Below are 20,189 nucleotides of genomic sequence, written 5' to 3'. Positions count from 1 at the left end.
CGCCGCGAAATTATTATTCGTAGATGCGTGATTAACGGATCTTCATCACATTAATTATTTTTTCACTATCTAAAATAATTCGCTGTAGTGATTATTTTATATCTTACACCCTTACTGAATCGATTTTGTTCGCAAGAGTGATTCAGGATGTATCACAACAGATGATGCATTCACCATAATAAAGGAGGTAGCAAGTGACGATTGCTATTGTAATAGGCACACATGGTTGGGCTGCAGAACAGCTGCTGAAAACGGCAGAAATGCTGTTGGGCGAGCAGGAAAACGTTGGCTGGATCGATTTCGTTCCCGGTGAAAACGCCGAAACGCTGATCGAAAAATACAACGCACAGCTGGCGAAGCTGGACACGGCTAAAGGCGTGTTGTTTCTCGTCGATACGTGGGGAGGAAGCCCGTTCAATGCGGCGAGCCGCATTGTCGTCGATAAAGAGCACTACGAAGTCATCGCCGGCGTCAACATTCCAATGCTGGTTGAAACGCTAATGGCCCGTGACGACGACCCGTCGTTCGACGAGCTGGTGGCGTTAGCGGTGGAAACCGGTCGTGAAGGCGTGAAAGCGCTGAAAGCGAAAGCGGTTGAAAAAGCGGCTCCGGCTCCCGTTCAGGCGGCAGCGCCACGAGCGGCAACCCCAGCTAAACCGATGGGTCCAAACGATTACATGGTTATCGGCCTGGCGCGTATCGATGACCGTCTTATCCACGGCCAGGTAGCGACCCGCTGGACCAAAGAAACCAACGTCACCCGTATTATCGTCGTCAGCGATGAAGTCGCAGCCGATACCGTACGCAAAACGTTGCTGACTCAGGTTGCACCTCCGGGCGTCACCGCCCACGTTGTTGATGTGGCTAAAATGATCCGCGTCTACAACAACCCTAAATACGCAGGCGAGCGCATTATGCTGCTGTTCACTAACCCGACTGACGTTGAGCGCGTTGTCGAAGGTGGCGTGAATATCACCACGGTCAACATCGGCGGTATGGCTTTCCGCCAGGGCAAAACGCAGGTGAACAACGCGATTTCGGTCGATGAGAAAGATATTGAAGCGTTTAAGAAGCTGAACGCCCGCGGTATCGAACTGGAAGCACGCAAAGTTTCCACCGACCAGAAACTGAAAATGATGGACCTGATCGCCAAGGTTAATAAATAACCCTGCGCTCGCGCCTGACTTTTCAACTTAAGACTTAATCAACAGGAGAAGTACAATGGAGATTACCCTTCTTCAGATTGTGCTGGTGTTCATCGTCGCGTGTATTGCGGGTATGGAGTCGGTACTTGATGAATTTCAGTTCCACCGTCCTCTGGTGGCCTGTACGCTGATTGGCGCCGTTCTCGGGGATATGAAAACCGGTATTATCATCGGTGGTACCCTGGAAATGATCGCCCTGGGCTGGATGAACATCGGTGCCGCCGTTGCGCCGGATGCCGCCCTGGCGTCCATCATCTCGACCGTTCTGGTTATCGCGGGTCACCAAAGCATTGGTGCCGGTATCGCGCTGGCTATCCCGCTGGCGGCGGCAGGCCAGGTTCTGACCATTATCGTCCGTACGATTACCGTTGCCTTCCAGCACGCTGCGGATAAAGCAGCGGAAAGCGGAAACCTGACGGCCATTTCCTGGCTTCACGTTTCGTCTCTGTTCCTGCAGGCTATGCGTATCGCTATCCCGGCCGTTATCGTCGCTATCTCCGTCGGTACCAGTGAAGTCCAGGGCCTGCTGAACGCCATTCCGGAAGTGGTAACCGGCGGTCTGAACATCGCGGGTGGCATGATCGTGGTAGTTGGTTACGCGATGGTCATCAACATGATGCGCGCAGGCTATCTGATGCCGTTCTTCTACCTCGGCTTCGTTACCGCTGCGTTCACCAACTTCAACCTGGTTGCTCTGGGCGTGATTGGTACCGTAATGGCAATCCTCTACATCCAGCTGAGCCCGAAATACAACCGCGTAGCGGGTGCGCCAGCGCAGGCTGCTGGTAATAACGATCTCGATAACGAACTGGACTAACAGGTGAGCGAAATGGTTGATATGACTAAAAATACCACCGAGAAAAAACTCACTCAGAGTGATATTCGTGGCGTGTTCATTCGTTCTAACCTGTTCCAGGGTTCATGGAACTTCGAACGTATGCAGGCGCTGGGCTTCTGCTTCTCTATGGTGCCGGCAATTCGTCGCCTGTACCCGGAGAATAACGATGCGCGTAAACAGGCGATTAAGCGTCACCTTGAGTTCTTTAACACCCACCCCTACGTTGCGGCGCCGGTGCTCGGCGTAACGCTGGCGATGGAAGAGCAGCGCGCTAACGGTGCGGAAATCGACGATGGTGCCATCAACGGTATCAAAGTCGGTCTGATGGGCCCGCTGGCAGGCGTAGGCGACCCGATCTTCTGGGGCACCGTGCGTCCGGTATTCGCGGCGCTGGGCGCCGGTATCGCGATGAGCGGCAGCCTGCTTGGTCCTCTGCTGTTCTTTATTCTGTTTAACGCAGTACGTCTGCTGACCCGTTACTACGGCGTAGCGTACGGTTACCGTAAAGGTATCGACATCGTTAAAGATATGGGTGGCGGCTTCCTGCAGAAACTGACCGAGGGGGCGTCGATTCTCGGCCTGTTTGTCATGGGGGCGCTGGTCAATAAATGGACGCACGTGAACATCCCGCTGGTGGTATCGACTATCACCGGTCAGGATGGCCAGACTCGCGTGACCACCGTGCAGACTATCCTTGACCAGCTGATGCCGGGTCTGGTGCCTCTGCTGCTGACCTTCGCCTGTATGTGGCTGCTGCGTAAGAAAGTTAACGCCCTGTGGATCATCGTTGGCTTCTTCGTCATCGGTATCGTTGGCTACGCAATCGGCCTGCTGGGGCTGTAATTATCCTGCTGTACGCCGGGGGCTTGCCCCCGGCTTTTTTTTTAGTTTTTGTTCGGAGGATGGATGACACTCACGGATCTGGTGCTGGTGCTGTTTATTTTGGTTCTGCTGGCATTTGCGATTTACGACCAGTTTATTATGCCGCGCCGTAACGGCCCGCAGCTGCTGGCCATTCCCCTGCTCCGCCGCAGCCGCGTTGATGGAATAATCTTCGTCGGTCTAACTGCCATACTGATTTATAACAACATTATCAGCCACGGCGCGCTCATTACCACATGGTTATTATCTGCTCTGGCATTAATGGGTCTCTACCTGTTCTGGATCCGCACGCCCAAAATCATCTTCAAGCCCGCTGGTTTTTTCTTCGCCAATATCTGGATTGAATATAAGCGTATTAAAGAGATGAATTTATCGGAAGACGGCGTGCTGGTGATGCAATTAGAGCAAAGACGCCTGCTTATTCGCGTACGAAATATCGACGATCTGGAAAAAATATACAAACTTCTCGTTTCCACTCAGTAGGTTATAAATATAGCCTACGCTATATTTCAGCTCATTCAGGCAGATGGATATATAGCCGTTGCTATATTTCATCTGCCCACTTCCCTCATATTTATTAACCAATTCTTGACACCTAAATTCAAATGAAAATCGTTATCATTTGGTTATTAAAATATCTAAATAGTGTTATTGTTTTATATTCTAAAAATATGTTAAGGTTGCGCCCGTCGTTGGGGAGTAGCCGATGTCCTGTCCGCCAGGCCAGGAGATGTACGTGTCAACATACTCGTTGCAAAACGTGGCACGTACGGGTTGAAGAACGCATTCAATCAGGCGAGACCATAGACGCATCACTGCAGTACGCAATATATAATCATTAGACTTATTGCGTATATTTACTGGGGGCAGCGATGTGTCATATGGAATATCCCCGGTCAGGACGCACTTATGAACTTATCCGCAACGATTCTTCTGGCCTTTGGCATGTCCATGGACGCCTTCGCCGCATCTATCGGTAAGGGTGCAACTCTCCACCAACCTAAATTTTCCGAAGCGTTACGTACCGGGCTTATCTTCGGCGCGATTGAAACGCTGACCCCGCTTGTCGGCTGGGGAATGGGGATGCTTGCCAGCCAGTTCATCCTCGAATGGAATCACTGGATTGCCTTTGTGCTGCTGGTCTTCCTCGGCGGCCGAATGGTGATTGAAGGATTTCGCGGCGACGCCGGCGACGAGTGCGAAGCGCCCCATCGCCACGGCTTTTGGCTGCTGGTCACTACCGCATTTGCCACCAGCCTTGACGCTATGGCCGTTGGCGTCGGTCTGGCATTCCTGCAGGTGAACATCATCGCCACCGCGCTGGCGATTGGCTGCGCGACGCTGGTGATGTCAACCCTGGGTATTATGTTGGGACGATTTATCGGCCCGCTGCTAGGCAAGCGGGCTGAAATTCTGGGAGGAATTGTGCTGATAGGTATCGGCGCCGAAATTCTCTGGAGCCATTTCGCCGGCTAGCTATCAGGCATCACGCTGCCAGCAGTGGATCATAAAATCGGTCTGGCAGCTGAATAACGCCTGCTCACGCAGCGCCTCACGAACCGGCGGTTTCGCCCGCCATGCAAACGGCGTCATCTGCAGCAGCGCCTCGGCTTCGCTCCCGCTTAGCGTCATTGGGTAAGCCAGCTGCTGCTGATGGCGCAGCGTAAAGCCGGTCATTGCTTCCGTATTCTGCTCATGCAGATGCACGTCGTCATAAATCAGACCTTTCAGCTCAAGCAGATGCTTCGGGCCCGGCGTCGCGGTAACCACCCAGCCGCCGGGCCTGACAACCCGCGCCAGCTCCAGAGCGTTGCAGGGCGCATAGATCCGCACCACCGCGTCAAAGCTGGCATCAGCAAACGGCAGGCGCTGGCTTGAAGCGACGCAGAAATTAACCTGCGGATAGCGTTTGGCCGCCGCGCGAACCGCAGATTTTGAGACGTCAAGGCCCCAGCAGCTGGCTGAGATAGCGGCAAACGCGTGAGTGTAGTAGCCCTCTCCACAGCCGATGTCCAGCAGATCGGCCGGCGCACAGGTCTGCAGGAACTCGCCGATCGCATCGCGCAGCGGCTGGTAGTGGCCGGCATCGAGGAAGGCGCGCCGCGCCTGCATCATCTCCGCACTATCGCCCGGATCGCGCGAGCGTTTGAACTGCACCGGCAGCAGGTTAACGTATCCCTCCTTCGCTAAATCAAACTGGTGCCGCTGCGGGCAGATATAGCTATTTTCACGGCGCTCAAGCGGCGCGTGGCAAAGGGGGCAACTGTAAGACATGACAACTCCGGTGTCGCTGAAAGAGCGAAAGTGTAGCGTTATTCGCTCTTTCAGACCACTGTTACAGCGCCGGGGGCAGGCTCTCGCCGTTATGCATAACGATAAGATTGCCCGAGCCCGCCGGCATTCCGTCCGGCATCACGTTTTCGAGACGCAGAACATCGCCCATTATCTGGCTAAATACCGGCGCCGAAACGGCCCCGCCGTAATAGGCGCCGTTGCTGGGATCGTTGATGACCACCACCAGCGCAAACTGCGGGTTGCTGGCCGGCGCCACGCCTGCGGTATAGGCGATATATTTATCGATGTACTTGCCGTCGGGGCCAATCTTTTTAGCCGTGCCGGTTTTGACCGCAATCCGGTAATCGCGGACGGCCGCTTTTGTCCCGCCGCCGCCCGGTAACGCCACGCTCTCCATCATATGTTCGACCTGATGGACGATCTGCTCCGGCATCACTCGCGTGCCGATGACCGGCGGATCGATGCGGGTAATCGACAGCGGCCGCTCGATGCCGAAGCCGCCGATGGTAGCGTAGACGTGCGCCAGCTGCAGCGGGGTGACCATCAGACCGTAGCCAAAGGCGAAAGTCGCCCGATCCAGCTGCCCCCAGTAGCGGCGCTGGGGCATCAGCCCCGCGCTTTCCCCGGTTAACCCCAGGCCCGTCGGATCGCCAAAGCCAAAGGCCTTATAGGTGTCAATCAGGTGCTGGACCGGCATTGCCAGCGACAGGTGCGAGACGCCGGTATCGCTGGATTTTTGCAGGATGCCGGTCAGGGTCAGCTCCGGGTAGTAGCCGACATCGCGAATGCGGTGACCGTCGAGGACGAAAGGATGGGTATCCACCACGCTGTCTGGCTGAACAATCCCCTGCTGCAGCGCCGTCATCAGCACCAGTGGCTTAACCGTCGATCCCGGCTCAAAGGTATCGCTGATGGCGCGATTACGAAAATCATCCAGCCGGGCGTTATCGCGATTATTGGGGTTAAAGTCGGGATAGCTGGCCATCGACAGGATTTCGCCGGTATCGATCTTAATGAGCACCGCCGCCCCGGACTCCGCCTTGTTCCAGCTGACCGCATTATCCAGCGCATCCTCGGTGACCGTCTGCAGCCGCTCGTCGATGCTTAGCTGTAAATTGTGCGCCGGAACCGCCGGAACCTCGGTGATATTTTCAACCACGTGGCCGTGGCGATCTTTACGCACCAGCCGGCGGCCGGCCTTTCCGGTCAGCTGGGAGTTAAAGCTTTTCTCAACGCCTTCAATTCCCTGATTATCAATATTGGTAAAACCAAGCAGGTTGGCCGCAACGTGGCCGGCCGGATAAAAGCGGCGGGATTCGTCGCGCAGATTAATCCCCGGCAGATGCAGTTTATCGATCCACTCGGCCTGTTCCGGGTTAACCTGGCGGGCCAGATAGACAAACCGCATATGGGGATGAGCCTGAACCCGCTTTGCCAAATCGCCCAGATTAAGGTGCAGCGCTTCGGCCATAGCCTGCCAGCGCGGACCATAGCCGACGCCCCCTTTTTCCACTATCGTTTGCGGGTCGGCCCAGATAGCGCTAACCGGTACGCTGACCGCCAGCGGGCGATTCTCGCGGTCGCTTATCATCCCTCGCTGGACGTCAATAGGCTCTTCGCGCAGCGAGCGCATATCCTCTTGCTTAACAAGATTATCGGGGGAGACAATCTGCAGCCATCCCACCCGGCCCAATAGCAGCCCAAGGCAGCTGAGGATCGCCGCACACAGCAGCCCAAAGCGAATCGGGGTGAAATTCGCGCCTGACTTAGTTTTGTTCTTTTGCACCGTAGCTCCAGCATTATTTTGCAACCCTCTGATTTAACAGAAAATCGACAAAACAGGATGCGAAACAGTGCTAATAAAGATGTTGTTTTGCAACAAAGCACAACGAAGGGGAGAAATCGGAAATGTTTTGCAATAAACGCTAAAAAGCCCCGCAAAGGCGAGGCTTTCTTTACAAGATGAGTGGTCTTGAATCAGATAGCAGTTACGTTAACTGCTGCCGGACCTTTCTGGCCGTCCTGAATTTCGAACTCAACGTTCTGGCCTTCAGCCAGAGTTTTGAAGCCATTACCCTGGATAGCGGAGAAGTGTACGAACACGTCTTTGCTGCCATCAGCCGGAGTAATAAAGCCAAAACCTTTAGACTCGTTGAACCACTTAACTTGACCTTTAATCTTTGCCATTTGCAAAATTCCTTAGACTGTTTTCTTCGCCCGCAGGCACTTACATAGATAAAACTGACACACTACTGCATGAGGCACTAATATAAGGTTCGGCAGAGAAGCGGTATTCAACGACAACGTGTTTACTCAGGACTTCTTTACTGAAAATGCCACACATAAACAGAACTGTACCTCGTTTAACCCGAAAGGTGTTATCACATACAACGTTAATAATGGCAAGCCATTTTTAAACGGGTCTCGATCCTTCGCACAAAATATAAGGGAATCATTTGACCAACTGCACGTTTATGCGCCTTTTCCGCCCCGCCGTTAATCCCGCCCAGCGCGGCAAACATACAATTACGCATGGATGAGCGTGGCAACTTTTTCACCATTGCTCAACAACTTCGGTCCATCCAGGCCGGCAGGCATGCACCCTGCCAGTTTTCAGGGGGTTGCGGCAGGGTACGTGCATAACGATGCGCATAAACGCGCATATTGATAGTTGAAAATTGGCTTAGGCCGAGAATATGCAGGGTTAATTAAATGTTGTTCGCCCCACTATAAATAGTGTTTATACTGCACCTGAATAATGAAATTTCGATGACACTTTCTTTCATCATGCAATTAAATCACGATGTTATTATTTTATTTGATTAGCTCAAAAATCCATAGCTTATTGGATAAAATTGCGATCGCTAACACATTAAGTAGCCTAAGAAATGTGGCAATCAGGACAAAAGGATAAGAATAAGTTATTGCGCAAGGCGATGAGGCAGGCGTACACCAAGGTGGTGTACACCCGTTTATCAGCTACCGTTCAGCGACGAGACGGATAAAGTCGTCGTCATCCTTCCCCTTCTCAACGGCTGAAGGTCCGGTAGCCTCTTCCTTCTCCGGCTCATTGGCTTCGCAGAGACGACGCAGCAGCGCGTTCTGGCGCTTTTGCTGATCCAGCAGAGCCTGCAGCAGGGCAATCTGCTCGTTGGCGCGCGAACTTGCGCGATTAACAAAAAACCATAACAACAGGCCGACAAGCAACAGCACAATAGAAAGCGCCAGCGATGCCAGATTTACGATCCCAGGACTTAGTAACTCACTCATTTCACCACCTCAAAGAGAAGGCGTTTATTCTACCACCCGCGCAGCAGAAGAAAATCAGTCGTTATAAAAATGTCTTACCAGGGGATGAATTTGTTGATGGTGCAGATGCCGCTGAAAAACTGCACATCCTGATCGCACATTACGTTAAGCATCTGAGTCCACAGCAACAAACAGCCCGCTATGACAACAATCAGCAAAACCCAGCGTAATTTTTTCACTCCACACTCCGCATCAATACCAGATGTTGCCAGGATAGCACGCTCATCTTAAACCGCGGCTAACTGTAATACGAAAGGCAAGTTTAAGAATCATAGACTTGTTTCAACTCGTGTACCTGTCAAAATAAACGCCGAGGATAATACAAATTATGAGGCAACAATGCGATTGATCATTCGTACGATTGTGGTACTGGCTATCTTATGGATTGGCGTATTATTAAGCGGCTACGGCATGTTGATTGGTAGCAATGAGAACGCAGCGGGGCTGGGCCTCCAGTGTAAGTATCTGACCGCCCGCGGCACCAGCACCGTACAGTACGTTCATTCTGATAGCGGTATTATTGGCCTGACTGACTGTCCGGTTCTGCGCAAAAGCGAAACCGTTATCGACAAAGGTTAATCCGCTTCGGGCTACGGCAGGAACCCTCTTCCCGCAGTAGCCCGACGCAGCTAACGCCTGCCGCGATCAGAACGGATAGTCGTTATAGCCCATCTGTTCAGAAATTTTACGCGCCGCGGTATGCAGCATTTCAACGTATTCGTGCAGCCGCTCTTCCGAGAAGCGCAGCGTCGGGAACGAAATACTCAACCCGGCAATCACCACGCCAAAGCGGTCGAAGACCGGTACACCAATGCAGCGTAGCCCCTCTTCCTGCTCTTCATTGTCTTCGCCATAGCCCTGCTGACGAACGCTGTCCAGCACCCCCAGCAGCTCTTCGGTGCTGGTAATCGTCCGGTCGGTGCTGCGCTTATATTCGACGTCTTCGAGAATCTGCTCCACTTCGGCACGATCGCGCCACGCCAGCAGCACTTTGCCGATTGCGGTGCTGTACAGCGGGTTGCGGCGGCCAATGCGCGAATACATACGCAGGTTGTACATCGAATCGATTTTATGGATGTAGACAATACTGTCCTCATCCAGCGCACCGAGATGGATAGTCTCTTTCGTCAGGCGCGATAGTTCGCGCATCTGGATATCCGCGCTGCGCACCAGATCGACATTCTGCAGCGCACGCGCGCCGAGTTCGAACAGCTTCAGCGTCAGGGAGTATTTCTCAGACTCCCCTTCCTGGGCGACATAGCCCAGCGACTTCATAGTCTGCAAAAAGCGATAAACGGTGCTTTTTGACATCATAACGCGCTGAGATAGTTCGGTAATACCAATTTCACGCTCTTCGCCAAGCGCCTGCAGGATGCCAAAAACCTTCAATACTGAAGAGACAGAATCTGGCTGTTTATCCAAATCTGCAACTGCCATTTATCACCTCATCGCTACTGTTTTATAAAAATTAGAACCGGTTTTTATTATAAATTCGCAACCCGATGCCCGCAATCGTTCTTCTGCCCATTCGTTACAAATCTGCGACATACAGCCGAATAATCAATGCTAAAATCATTACCCAGAGAATAGTCACGATAAAGACACAAACTTAACATGGATAAAAACGTTTCCGATGGTCTGCCCCTGCCGCAGCGTTACGGCGCCATTCTGACCATCGTTTTAGGCATAGCGATGGCCGTACTCGACGGCGCCATTGCTAACGTGGCCCTGCCGACCATCGCCACAGATCTTAACGCTTCGCCCGCCGCCTCAATCTGGATAGTCAACGCTTACCAAATCGCCATCGTTATTGCACTATTGCCGCTCTCCTTTTTGGGCGATATGTTTGGCTATCGGCGCATCTACAAAATCGGTTTGCTGGTTTTTACCTTTACCTCACTAGCCTGCGCCCTCTCCCACTCGCTTGAGATGCTGACTCTCGCCCGCGTCGCTCAAGGGCTCGGCGGCGCCGCGCTGATGAGCGTGAATACCGCGCTCATTCGTCTTATCTTCCCGAAGCGCTTCCTTGGCCGGGGAATGGGGATCAACTCGTTTGTGGTCGCCGTATCTTCCGCGGCCGGCCCGACGATTGCCGCCGCGATACTCTCCATCGCCTCCTGGCAGTGGCTGTTTTTAATCAACATTCCGCTGGGGATTGTTTCGCTGACGCTCGCCATACGCTACCTGCCGGCCAACAGCGGCCGCAGCCGAATTATCCGCTTCGATCTTCCCAGCGCCGTCATGAACGCGCTGACCTTCGGCCTGCTGATCACCGCGCTCGGCGGCTTTGCCCAAGGGCAGTCCGGTCAACTGGTGCTGGCTGAAGTGGTTGCAATGCTGGTTATCGGATTCTTCTTCATTCGCCGCCAGCTGCGGATGCCGGTGCCGCTCCTGCCGGTTGATCTGCTGCGTATCCCGCTGTTCTCGCTCTCCATTTGCACGTCAATCTGTTCCTTCTGCGCACAAATGCTGGCGCTGGTTTCGCTGCCCTTTTTCCTGCAGGCGACGATCGGACGCAGCGAGGTGGAGACCGGGCTGCTGCTGACGCCCTGGCCTTTAGCGACGATGGTGATGGCGCCGCTGGCGGGTTATCTGATTGAGAAAATTCACGCGGGGCTGCTAGGTGCGGTGGGACTGGCGGTTATGGCCTGCGGTCTGTTTGGCCTGGCGCTGCTGCCCTCATCGCCGTCCGATCTCGATATTATCTGGCGCATGGCGCTCTGCGGCGCGGGTTTCGGTCTGTTCCAGTCGCCGAATAACCACACTATCGTCTCATCGGCCCCGAGCCACCGCAGCGGAGGGGCCAGCGGAATGCTCGGTACCGCCAGACTGCTGGGGCAAAGCACCGGCGCGGCGCTGGTCGCGCTGCTGTTCAATCTGCAAGGCAACGGCGGCACTCATACCGCGCTGCTGCTGGCCGGAGGGCTGGCGGTCATTGCGGCCACCGTTAGCGGGCTTCGCGTCACCCAGCCGCGTCCCGGACAGTAGCCGGGCCCGATTACGGCACAAAAAAAACCGCAGCCCGGTTAAGGCTGCGGTTTTTGTTTCTGCGCTCGGAAGGACGTGATTACTTCAGATACTCCCCGCTGCGCAGAGCTTCAATACGTTTATCCAGCGGCGGGTGTGTCATAAACAGCTCGCTCATAGATTTCGCTTTGCCATTTATGCACAGCGCCATCATGCTGCTGGCTTCCTGCGGCTCGTAGCTGGTTTTCAAACGCTGCAGGGCGGCGATCATTTTCTCACGGCCGACCAGACGGGCAGAGCCCGCATCCGCATGGAACTCACGGTAGCGCGAGAACCACATGGTGATGATGCTGGCCAGGATCCCAAACACCAGCTCCAGGACGGTAGCGACGGCAAAGTAAATCAGCGGGTTGCCGTTGCTGTTTTCACCTTCATCGCGGTTGCCGCCAAGGAATCCTGCGGCAATTTGCGCGATAACGCGCGAGATAAAGATAACGAAGGTGTTCACCACCCCCTGAATCAGCGTCATGGTCACCATATCGCCGTTGGCAATGTGGCTGATTTCATGGGCAATAACGGCTTCCCCCTCGTCACGGCTCATGTTCTGCAGCAGCCCGGTGCTGACGGCAACCAGCGAAGCGTCACGGCGCGCCCCGGTAGCAAACGCGTTAATATCGGGAGCATGGTAGATAGCAACCTGCGGCATGCCGATCCCCGCCTGCTGCGCCTGCTGCGCGACGGTATTCATCAGCCAACGTTCGGTTTCATTACGCGGCTGCTCAATGACTTCCCCACCCACCGATTTTAGCGCCATCCATTTCGACATCATCAGCGAAACGATCGAACCACCAAAACCAAAAAGCAGCGCCATGATCAGTAGCCCGGTCATGCTGCTTGACTGTATTCCCGTCAGGCTTAGCACCAGCCCGAACACCGCCATAACGGCCAGGTTGGTCAACAGGAAGAGCGCGATTCGCATCATAATTTTCTTCTAACCTCGATTTAACAAAACGCACTATGCGATTACCCATATCGTATGGGTGCAACGTTAATTTTCAACCATCCTCCCCCGCTAAGTCACGAGAAAGACACAACTTTACATTTTGTAGCATATCGCTGACATCTGCATAATATATTGACATCAGGCACGGGGGAATCGAGGTTTTTGGCGGGAGGGGCAGATAAAAAAACGGGCACAACCATGTGTGCCCGTCGGGTGCTTATTGACTAACCGGTGGTTCCACCGCTGGCTGTTCTTTCTCCAGATGGGCCAGGTCGAGCGCGATATGTACCGTTTCATCAAGATACGGATCCGGCTCCTGGTAATCCTTCGGCAGATCGTCCAGTTTCTTAAGCTGCGGCTTACCTTCACGCTTCAGGCGATCGTTAATCCGGGCCAGACGAGTCGCATCATCCTCTTCGTTCTCTTTTTCACGCTGGGCGTAGTTCAGGGAAACGATATTGCGCTTGTCTTTCATCGCGTTATAGCGAGCAATGTCCTTCATGATGTACTGGAATTCCGGATCTTTGGCAATCCGCTCATCATGCAGCTTCAGCAAACCGGGGCCAAACGGCGTTAAGTCGCCGGACTTGACGTAGGTCGCTGCATTAACGCTATCCCACGGCAGGGCGTTATCTTCATACTGCTCGCCGGTCTCACGATCTTCGGTTCCGGTTGGCATCATGATGTCCGGCGTTACACCCTTACGCTGAGTACTGCCGCCGTTTATACGGTAGAACTTCTGGATGGTGTACTGCACGGAACCCAGCGCCGGCCAGTCAGGACGCAGCATCTGATCGTAAATACGGTTCAGCGAGCGGTACTGCTGCACGGTGCCTTTCCCGAAGGTTGGCTCACCAACGATCAGTCCGCGACCGTAGTCCTGCATCGCCGCGGCGAAGATTTCAGAAGCCGAAGCGCTGAAGCGGTCAACCAGCACGACCAGCGGGCCTTTGTAGTAAACGACGCCGTCAGTATCGCTGTCTTCACGCACTTTGCCGTTATTATCGCGAACCTGCACTACCGGGCCAGACGGGATAAACAGACCGGAAAGCGATACCGCCTCGGTCAGCGCGCCGCCGCCGTTGCTGCGCAGGTCGATAACGATACTGCTGACGTTCTGTTTTTCCAGCTTCTGCAGCTGAACCTTAACGTCATCCGTCAGGCCAACGTAGAAACCGGGGATATCCAGCACGCCGATTTTTTCTTTACCAACTGTTTTCACCGACATTTTAACCGCGCGATCTTCGAGACGAATTCGCTCGCGGGTTAGCGTGACGATGCGCGTTTTCGCGCCCTTGCCCGCCGGCAGCACTTCCAGACGAACCTTACTGCCCTTCGGCCCTTTAATCAGCGCCACGACGTCGTCAAGACGCCAGCCGATAACGTCAACCATGCCTTTACCGGACTGGCCGACGCCAACGATACGATCGCCAACGCTAATTGACTTGCTCTTCGCCGCCGGGCCACCGGCCACCAGCGAGTTGATCACCGTATAGTCGTCGTCCATCTGCAGCACCGCGCCGATCCCTTCTAACGAAAGGCTCATTTCGGTATTGAACTGCTCGGTATTGCGCGGCGACAGGTAGTTGGTATGCGGATCGATTTCGCGGGCGAAGGAGGTCATAACCAGCGAGAACACATCTTCACTATTGGTTTGCGCCAGACGGCGAATAGCAAACTTATAGCGGCGGGTTAGTGTTTCGCGGATCTCTTTGTCGTCTTTACCCGCAAGCTTCAGGCTCAGCTGGTCAAACTTAACCTTGGCATCCCACAGCGCGTTCAGCTCGGCCTCATCTTTCGGCCAGGGTGACTTACTGCGGTCAAGGTTGAAGTTATCGTTGCCGGTAAAGTCCATCGGACGCTCCAGCACCTTCAACGCGTACTGATAGCGTTCGAAACGGCGCTTCTGCCCCAGGTTATACAGGTCGTAAAAAACGTCCAGTTTTCCGCTGCGCAGCTCGTCACCGATTTGATTTTTCTTCGCGGCAAACTGAGCAACGTCGCTGGCCAGCAGCACGTTGTGGCTGTAATCCAGCAGGTTCAGATAGCGGTCAAAAATTTTTGCCGAGAAGGCGTTATCGAGATCAAACTGTCGATAGTGCGAACGAGTAAAGCGCGAGGTTACGCGCTCACTCACCGTCGCGTGCTGCGGCTCTTCTTTCAGCACGGGGATTTGATCGGCTCGGGTAATATCATCCACGGCGAACGCATGGCCTGCTATTGCTAGCAGGCCCGCAAGCGCGGTGAGCTTAAAGAATGTGTTCATGCCTGGCCCGGCCTCCGTTTCAGAACACCAGGTGTTCTGCGCGTACAATCATTGACATACCAGAAGTCAGCTGTACACGAACGCCATCTTTGGTGATTTCCAGAACGGTGGCGTCCATTGCGTTATTGCCTGCTTTCACCTTCAGAGCCTGGCCGACGGACAGCACGGTCAGATCTGATACAGGAGTATGACGCTCTTCGCGCGGTGCTTTCGCAACGGCAGGACGCGGCTTACGCTGTTCGGTGCCTTCTTTGCGGCGAACCTGAGGACGTGGCTTACGCTCACGACGGGTGCCGTCTTCCTGCTGACCAGCAGCGGCAGCTGCGGCTTCGCGTTTTTTAGCCTGCTGGCCTGCACGCTGTGCCTGGACGCGAGCTTTTGCTTCTTCGAGCTGCTGACGGGCATGAGCAACGTGCTGCTCTTCCAGTTCGCCGCACGGGTTGCCGTCGAGGTCGACGCGAATCGCCCCTGGCTTAACGCCGTACAGATAGCGCCAGCTCGAAGTATAAAGACGTAAAGCGGCACGAAGCTGGGTTTTGCTGAGATTCATCTCACCCCCAACGCGCTCAACGAGATCCTGAAAAATACCGACTTTCAGGGGGCGAGCTTCACCTTCAGCGCTGAAGCACTGTGGGAAACGTTCGGCCAGAAATGCGATAACTTCTTTACTGCTATTCAACTTAGGTTGATTTTCCATGAAATTTCCTGATTACAACGGACGTAGCCAACAAGCCGCAGGCATGAACAGGCGCCATTATAATGACGCCATCGCTAAATGCTACGTTATCCGTTGATTATCCTGCGACGTGGGCAAATATTTTTTGATAGTCGGTCGCAGAAATGAACTTTTCCAGCTGCGCTACCAGTTCCGTAAGCCCTTGTTCATCCTCAGCGGTGAAGCGGGAGTACGCGGTGCTGTCGATATCCAGGACGCCAATAATCCGCTCGTTCACCCGCAGCGGGAAGACAATCTCCGAATTGCTGGCGGCATCACATGCGATATGCCCGTCGAAGGCGTGAACGTCCTCCACGCGCTGCACGCGATTTTGCGAAACGGCAGTCCCGCAAACGCCCCGCCCTACCGGAATTCGCACGCAGGCCAGCTTGCCCTGGAAGGGCCCCAGCACCAGCGTATCGCCTTCGAGTAAATAGAACCCGGCCCAGTTAACCTCCGTCAGCCGCTCAAACAGCAGCGCGCTGGTATTAGAGATCGTGGCCAGAAAACTGGTTTCTCCTGCCATTAATGCCTGAAAATCACGGTTCAGATCCGCGTAAAACTCTGTTTTGCTCATTATATAATCACTTAGTTGTCTTACTGCCTTACACTCACTGCCTAATAAAATAAGCATTAAATGCGTTCAGGCTCAAGATGAATTCATTCCTAGGTTAATATAGTGAAATACATTCATTGCCGTACGTAATAAATGCCACTAAAAACACCCCAGATTACGCCAGCAAAAAAGATGACCGTACATGCGGTCAGCTCGCCGTTGCCTCAGGCCCACTATCACCGCTGCCCGCAGTGCGACATTCTGTTTCGCCTGCCGGTGCTGAAGCGGAATCAGAGCGCCTGGTGCCCGCGCTGCAGCGCCAAAATACGCGACGGCCGCGACTGGTCGCTTTCGCGCCTTGGCAGTATGGCTATCGCCATGATGCTGCTGATGCCTTTCGCCTGGATGGAGCCGTTGCTGCGTTTGCACCTGCTCGGCGTCCGTATCGACGCTAACGTATTACAGGGCATCTGGCAAATGACCGACCAGGGCGATCCGCTGACGGCGGCGATGGTGCTATTTTGCGCCATTGGCGCGCCGGCGCTGCTGGTTATCTCCATCGCCTATCTTTGGCTAGGCAACGTGCTGGGGATGAACCTGCGCCCGGTGCTGCTGATGCTGGAGCGGCTCAAAGAGTGGGTGATGCTCGATATCTACCTGGTCGGGATCGGCGTGGCCTCGATCAAGGTGCAGGATTACGCGTTCCTGCAGCCCGGCGTCGGCTTAATCGCCTTCGTCTCATTAACGCTGCTCAGCATCCTCACGCTCATTCATATGAACGTTGAAGAGCTCTGGGAGCGATTTTATCCCCAGCGCCCGGCGCTGCGCCCGGACCCGAATTTACAGGTATGTACCGGCTGCCACTATACCGGCCACCGCGATCCCCGCGGACGCTGCCGTCGCTGCCATACGCCGCTACGCCACCGTCGGCCGCAAAGCCTGCAGAAGAGCTGGGCGGCGCTGATTGCGTCGGTGATGTTCCTGCTCCCCGCGAACCTGCTGCCGATCTCCATTATCTACGTCAACGGCGCGCGCCAGGATGATACGATCCTCTCCGGGATTATGTCTCTGGCCAACAGCAACGTCGCCATTGCCGGAGTGGTGTTTATCGCCAGTATTCTGGTGCCGTTTACCAAAGTTATTGTGTTGTTTACGCTGCTGGTCAGCATACAATTCAAGTGCGAACAGGGGCTGCGCACCCGCATCCTGCTGCTGCGGCTGATTACCTGGATTGGCCGCTGGTCGATGCTGGATCTTTTCGTTATCTCATTAACCATGTCGCTGATAAACCGCGATCAACTCCTCGCTTTTACGATGGGGCCTGCTGCGGTATATTTCGGCGCCGCGGTAATATTAACTATCCTTGCTGTTGAATGGCTGGACAGCCGCTTACTTTGGGACGCACATGAGTCAGGAAACGCCCGCTTCGCCGACTGAAGCCAAAATTAAAACCAAACGTCGCATATCGCCATTCTGGCTGCTGCCGGTCATTGCGCTGATGATCGCCAGCTGGCTGATCTGGACCAGCTATAACGATCGCGGGACGACTATCACTATCGACTTCCAGTCGGCGAACGGTATTGTCCCCGGGCGCACGCCTATCCGCTATCAAGGGGTAGAAGTGGGCACCGTGCAGAATATCTCGCTGAGTAAAGACCTGAGTAAGATAGAGGTTTCGGCCAGCGTCAAAGGCGATATGAAAGAAGCGCTGCGCAAGGACACGCAGTTCTGGCTGGTCACGCCGAAAGCCTCGCTGGCGGGCGTTTCCGGCCTTGATGCGCTGGTAGGCGGCAACTATATCGGCATGATGCCGGGCCAGGGCGAACCGGAAGATCACTTTGTCGCCCTCGATACCCAGCCGAAATACCGTATCAACAACGGCGAGCTGATGATTCATCTGCACGCCGCGGATCTCGGCTCGCTAACCAGCGGATCGCTGGTCTATTTCCGCAAGATCCCCGTTGGCCGGGTTTACGACTATGCGCTCAACGATAACAACCAGGGCGTTACCATCGATGTGCTGATCGAACGCCGCTTTACCAACCTGGTCAAAAAAGGCACCCGCTTCTGGAACGTTTCGGGCGTCAAGGCCGACGTCGGCCTGAGCGGCGCTAAAGTTGAGCTGGAAAGCCTTTCGGCCCTGGTTAATGGAGCGATTGCCTTTGACTCCCCCGGAGACTCCCAGGCAGCGCAGCAAAACGATGAGTACGGGTTGTACGAAGATTTAGCCCACAGCCAGCGCGGCGTGCTGGTGACGCTCGATTTACCTGACGGCGCGGGGCTGAAAGCCGGCTCTACGCCGCTGATGTACCAGGGCCTCGAGGTCGGACAGCTCACTAAGCTCAACCTCCAGCCCGGAAGTAAAGTTACCGGCGAGATGACCGTCGATCCCAGCGTCGTAACCCTGCTGCGTGATAAGACGCTTATTCAGATGAAAAAGCCGAAAATTTCGCTGGATAATCCGAGCCTCAGCGCCCTGCTGACCGGTAATACCTTTGAACTGGTACCGGGAGAAGGTGAGCCGCGCAGCCATTTCGTGGTGCTGCCGGCGGATAAATCGCTGCTGGAAGAGCCGAACGTCGCGGCCATTACGCTGACGGCATCGGAGAGCTTCGGCATCGACGCCGGACAGCCGCTGGTGCTGCACGGCGTTAAAATCGGCCAGGTGCTGGAGCGCAAGCTGACGGCTAAAGGCGTCACCTTCCAGGTGGCCATTACGCCGGAATATCGCGACCTGGTGCACGGCGATAGCAAATTTGTGGTCAACAGCCGCCTTGACGTTAAGGTCGGCCTCGACGGTATTAAGGTGCTTGGCGCCAGCGCCAGCGAGTGGGTTGACGGCGGCATCCGCATTATTCCCGGCGCACAAGGGGCGATTCAGTCCAGCTATCCGCTGTATGCCAATATGGAAAAAGCGCAGGAGAATAGCCTGAGCGACCTCCCGACCACTACGCTGAGCCTCTCTGCGGAAACGCTGCCGGATGTTCAGGAAGGCTCGGTGGTGCTCTACCGTAAGTTTGCCGTGGGCGAGGTGACCTCCGTCAAACCGCGCAGCAACGCGTTTGATATCGACCTGCACATTAAGCCGGAATACCGCCATTTGCTCACCAGCAATAGCGTGTTCTGGGCGGAAGGCGGAGCTAAGGTCCAGCTCGACGGCAACGGCCTGACCGTCCAGGCTTCGCCGCTGGCCCGCGCCCTCAAAGGGGCCATCAGCTTTGACGATCTGAGCGGGACCAGCGCCCGCGTCCGCAGCGGTAATAAGCGTATTCTGTATGCTTCAGAGACCGCCGCCCGCGCGGTGGGCGGGCAGATCACCCTCCATGCCTTCGATGCGGGAAAACTCTCCTCCGGGATGCCTATCCGCTATCTGGGGATTAACATCGGCCAGATCCAATCGCTGAACCTGATCACCGCCAAAAACGAAGTGCAGGCGAAAGCCGTGCTCTACCCGGAATACGTGGAGACCTTCGCCCGTGTAGGCACCCGATTCTCGGTGATCACCCCGCAAATTTCCGCGGCGGGCGTTGAGCATCTGGATACCATCTTCCAGCCGTATATCAACGTTGAGCCGGGCCGGGGGACGCCGCGTCGCGACTTCGAAATTCAGGAAACGACCATTAGCGACTCTCGCTATATCGATGGCCTGAGCATCGTGGTTGAGGTTCCGGAAGCCGGTTCGCTGGATATCGGTACGCCGGTGTTATTCCGCGGCCTTGAGGTGGGAACGGTCACCGGGCTGACGCTGGGATCGCTATCGGACCGCGTGATGGTCAAACTGCGTATCAGTAAGCGTTATCAGTATCTGGTGCGTAACAACTCGGTGTTCTGGCTCTCTTCCGGCTACAACCTCGACTTTGGCCTGATTGGCGGAGTGGTGAAAACCGGGACCTTCAATCAGTTCATTCGCGGCGGCATCTCCTTTGCCACGCCGCCGGGTACGCCGCTGGCGCCGAAAGCGCAGGATGATAAACACTTCCTGCTGCTGGAGAGCGAACCGAAAGAGTGGCGCGAATGGGGCACCGCCCTGCCGCGCTAGGCCGCTGGCCTACGGAGTTCAGCCGCCATCCCGACGCCTGAACTCCGCGCTGGCTAAACGCTCCGGTGTCCGATGCCGGAGCATTTATGTTAAACTGCGCACCCTTTTTTCTTG

Annotated in this window: 18 protein-coding genes and 2 pseudogenes; 9 read left to right on the top strand and 11 right to left on the bottom strand. The window is 55.0% G+C overall.

Annotation, left to right across the window (positions count from 1 at the left end; all coding sequences use genetic code 11):
- Positions 1 to 194: 194 nt before the first annotated feature.
- The 5 genes from manX (at position 195) to mntP (ending at position 4,401) form a co-directional block, all read left to right on the top strand.
- Positions 195 to 1,166, top strand: a complete 972-nt coding sequence (gene manX, locus NWP14_RS01195) for a PTS mannose transporter subunit IIAB (protein WP_095101755.1) — start codon at positions 195 to 197, stop codon at positions 1,164 to 1,166.
- Between the two features lie 55 nt (positions 1,167 to 1,221).
- Complete coding sequence (locus tag NWP14_RS01190) at positions 1,222 to 2,022, top strand: PTS mannose/fructose/sorbose transporter subunit IIC (RefSeq protein WP_045859157.1); 801 nt, start codon at positions 1,222 to 1,224, stop codon at positions 2,020 to 2,022.
- Positions 2,023 to 2,034: 12 nt separating this feature from the next.
- The gene (locus NWP14_RS01185; RefSeq protein WP_041146195.1) at positions 2,035 to 2,886 is read left to right on the top strand and encodes a PTS mannose transporter subunit IID; all 852 of its coding nucleotides are present in this window, start codon (positions 2,035 to 2,037) and stop codon (positions 2,884 to 2,886) included.
- A gap of 63 nt (positions 2,887 to 2,949) precedes the next feature.
- A complete protein-coding gene (locus NWP14_RS01180) occupies positions 2,950 to 3,408 on the top strand; it encodes a DUF986 family protein (protein ID WP_095101753.1) in 459 nt (152 codons plus the stop codon).
- Between the two features lie 426 nt (positions 3,409 to 3,834).
- Complete coding sequence (mntP, locus tag NWP14_RS01175) at positions 3,835 to 4,401, top strand: manganese efflux pump MntP (RefSeq protein ID WP_095101751.1); 567 nt, start codon at positions 3,835 to 3,837, stop codon at positions 4,399 to 4,401.
- Between the two features lie 3 nt (positions 4,402 to 4,404).
- Here mntP and rlmA read toward each other — a convergent pair whose 3' ends face one another.
- The 6 genes and pseudogenes from rlmA to mgrB all read right to left on the bottom strand — a co-directional run bounded on the left by rlmA (position 4,405) and on the right by mgrB (position 8,708).
- The gene (rlmA, locus tag NWP14_RS01170) at positions 4,405 to 5,199 is read right to left on the bottom strand and encodes a 23S rRNA (guanine(745)-N(1))-methyltransferase (protein ID WP_375214599.1); all 795 of its coding nucleotides are present in this window, start codon (positions 5,197 to 5,199) and stop codon (positions 4,405 to 4,407) included.
- Between the two features lie 61 nt (positions 5,200 to 5,260).
- Positions 5,261 to 7,006, bottom strand: a complete 1,746-nt coding sequence (gene ftsI / locus NWP14_RS01165) for a peptidoglycan glycosyltransferase FtsI (RefSeq protein ID WP_095101746.1) — start codon at positions 7,004 to 7,006, stop codon at positions 5,261 to 5,263.
- A gap of 191 nt (positions 7,007 to 7,197) precedes the next feature.
- On the bottom strand, positions 7,198 to 7,407 hold the full coding sequence (gene cspE, locus NWP14_RS01160; protein WP_001062678.1) for a transcription antiterminator/RNA stability regulator CspE: 210 nt from the start codon (positions 7,405 to 7,407) through the stop codon (positions 7,198 to 7,200).
- A 12-nt stretch (positions 7,408 to 7,419) separates the two neighbouring features.
- Positions 7,420 to 7,564, bottom strand: a pseudogene (locus tag NWP14_RS01155) (DUF2627 domain-containing protein).
- 635 nt (positions 7,565 to 8,199) lie between these two features.
- On the bottom strand, positions 8,200 to 8,490 hold the full coding sequence (locus NWP14_RS01150; protein WP_095101744.1) for a YebO family protein: 291 nt from the start codon (positions 8,488 to 8,490) through the stop codon (positions 8,200 to 8,202).
- A gap of 74 nt (positions 8,491 to 8,564) precedes the next feature.
- Positions 8,565 to 8,708, bottom strand: a complete 144-nt coding sequence (gene mgrB / locus NWP14_RS01145) for a PhoP/PhoQ regulator MgrB (RefSeq protein WP_041146201.1) — start codon at positions 8,706 to 8,708, stop codon at positions 8,565 to 8,567.
- Between the two features lie 160 nt (positions 8,709 to 8,868).
- On the opposite strand from mgrB, the gene NWP14_RS01140 reads away from it, so the two are divergent.
- A complete protein-coding gene (locus NWP14_RS01140) occupies positions 8,869 to 9,108 on the top strand; it encodes a YobH family protein (protein WP_095101742.1) in 240 nt (79 codons plus the stop codon).
- A 66-nt stretch (positions 9,109 to 9,174) separates the two neighbouring features.
- On the opposite strand, the gene kdgR is transcribed toward NWP14_RS01140, so the two are convergent.
- Positions 9,175 to 9,966 (bottom strand): DNA-binding transcriptional regulator KdgR, encoded by a 792-nt coding sequence (gene kdgR / locus NWP14_RS01135; RefSeq protein ID WP_041146203.1) that lies wholly within the window; start codon positions 9,964 to 9,966, stop codon positions 9,175 to 9,177.
- Between the two features lie 177 nt (positions 9,967 to 10,143).
- On the opposite strand from kdgR, the gene NWP14_RS01130 reads away from it, so the two are divergent.
- Positions 10,144 to 11,517: an MFS transporter gene (locus NWP14_RS01130; protein WP_331834414.1), complete on the top strand. Its 1,374-nt coding sequence runs from the start codon at positions 10,144 to 10,146 to the stop codon at positions 11,515 to 11,517.
- A 79-nt stretch (positions 11,518 to 11,596) separates the two neighbouring features.
- Here the strand turns inward: NWP14_RS01130 and htpX are convergent, their stop codons facing one another.
- From htpX to NWP14_RS01110, 4 genes and pseudogenes are all read right to left on the bottom strand, one after another.
- Positions 11,597 to 12,478, bottom strand: coding sequence for a protease HtpX (htpX, locus tag NWP14_RS01125; protein ID WP_375214598.1), 882 nt, complete (start codon positions 12,476 to 12,478; stop codon positions 11,597 to 11,599).
- Between the two features lie 238 nt (positions 12,479 to 12,716).
- Entirely contained in the window at positions 12,717 to 14,765 is a 2,049-nt protein-coding gene (gene prc, locus NWP14_RS01120; protein WP_331834415.1) for a carboxy terminal-processing peptidase, read from the bottom strand.
- A gap of 19 nt (positions 14,766 to 14,784) precedes the next feature.
- On the bottom strand, positions 14,785 to 15,462 hold the full coding sequence (proQ, locus tag NWP14_RS01115) for an RNA chaperone ProQ (protein ID WP_041146207.1): 678 nt from the start codon (positions 15,460 to 15,462) through the stop codon (positions 14,785 to 14,787).
- Positions 15,463 to 15,543: 81 nt separating this feature from the next.
- A pseudogene (locus NWP14_RS01110) lies at positions 15,544 to 16,057 on the bottom strand (GAF domain-containing protein).
- A gap of 132 nt (positions 16,058 to 16,189) precedes the next feature.
- Between NWP14_RS01110 and yebS the strand changes: the two are divergent.
- Positions 16,190 to 17,473, top strand: a complete 1,284-nt coding sequence (gene yebS, locus NWP14_RS01105) for a membrane integrity lipid transport subunit YebS (RefSeq protein WP_095101732.1) — start codon at positions 16,190 to 16,192, stop codon at positions 17,471 to 17,473.
- Positions 17,442 to 20,075, top strand: coding sequence for an MlaD family protein (locus tag NWP14_RS01100; RefSeq protein WP_331834416.1), 2,634 nt, complete (start codon positions 17,442 to 17,444; stop codon positions 20,073 to 20,075). The genes yebS and NWP14_RS01100 overlap by 32 nt, the downstream gene beginning before the upstream one ends.
- The last annotated feature ends 114 nt before the right edge of the window (positions 20,076 to 20,189 follow it).

The organism is Klebsiella sp. C349492, assembly GCF_042055345.1.
Taxonomy (GTDB): domain Bacteria; phylum Pseudomonadota; class Gammaproteobacteria; order Enterobacterales; family Enterobacteriaceae; genus Klebsiella; species Klebsiella scottii.
The sequence above is the reverse complement of the archived record's forward strand: the minus strand, read 5'-3'. Positions and strand labels throughout refer to the sequence as shown.

Excerpts from the sequence above, each read along its gene's own strand:
- rlmA (WP_375214599.1), bottom strand. The coding sequence starts at position 5,199 with ATGTCTTACAGTTGCCCCCTTTGCCACGCGCCGCTTGAGCGCCGTGAA.
- NWP14_RS01185 (WP_041146195.1), top strand. The coding sequence starts at position 2,035 with ATGGTTGATATGACTAAAAATACCACCGAGAAAAAACTCACTCAGAGT.
- NWP14_RS01190 (WP_045859157.1), top strand. The coding sequence starts at position 1,222 with ATGGAGATTACCCTTCTTCAGATTGTGCTGGTGTTCATCGTCGCGTGT.
- cspE (WP_001062678.1), bottom strand. The coding sequence starts at position 7,407 with ATGGCAAAGATTAAAGGTCAAGTTAAGTGGTTCAACGAGTCTAAAGGT.
- NWP14_RS01150 (WP_095101744.1), bottom strand. The coding sequence starts at position 8,490 with ATGAGTGAGTTACTAAGTCCTGGGATCGTAAATCTGGCATCGCTGGCG.
- proQ (WP_041146207.1), bottom strand. The coding sequence starts at position 15,462 with ATGGAAAATCAACCTAAGTTGAATAGCAGTAAAGAAGTTATCGCATTT.
- NWP14_RS01180 (WP_095101753.1), top strand. The coding sequence starts at position 2,950 with ATGACACTCACGGATCTGGTGCTGGTGCTGTTTATTTTGGTTCTGCTG.
- NWP14_RS01100 (WP_331834416.1), top strand. The coding sequence starts at position 17,442 with ATGAGTCAGGAAACGCCCGCTTCGCCGACTGAAGCCAAAATTAAAACC.
- kdgR (WP_041146203.1), bottom strand. The coding sequence starts at position 9,966 with ATGGCAGTTGCAGATTTGGATAAACAGCCAGATTCTGTCTCTTCAGTA.
- mntP (WP_095101751.1), top strand. The coding sequence starts at position 3,835 with ATGAACTTATCCGCAACGATTCTTCTGGCCTTTGGCATGTCCATGGAC.
- NWP14_RS01130 (WP_331834414.1), top strand. The coding sequence starts at position 10,144 with ATGGATAAAAACGTTTCCGATGGTCTGCCCCTGCCGCAGCGTTACGGC.
- prc (WP_331834415.1), bottom strand. The coding sequence starts at position 14,765 with ATGAACACATTCTTTAAGCTCACCGCGCTTGCGGGCCTGCTAGCAATA.
- yebS (WP_095101732.1), top strand. The coding sequence starts at position 16,190 with ATGCCACTAAAAACACCCCAGATTACGCCAGCAAAAAAGATGACCGTA.
- htpX (WP_375214598.1), bottom strand. The coding sequence starts at position 12,478 with ATGATGCGAATCGCGCTCTTCCTGTTGACCAACCTGGCCGTTATGGCG.
- NWP14_RS01140 (WP_095101742.1), top strand. The coding sequence starts at position 8,869 with ATGCGATTGATCATTCGTACGATTGTGGTACTGGCTATCTTATGGATT.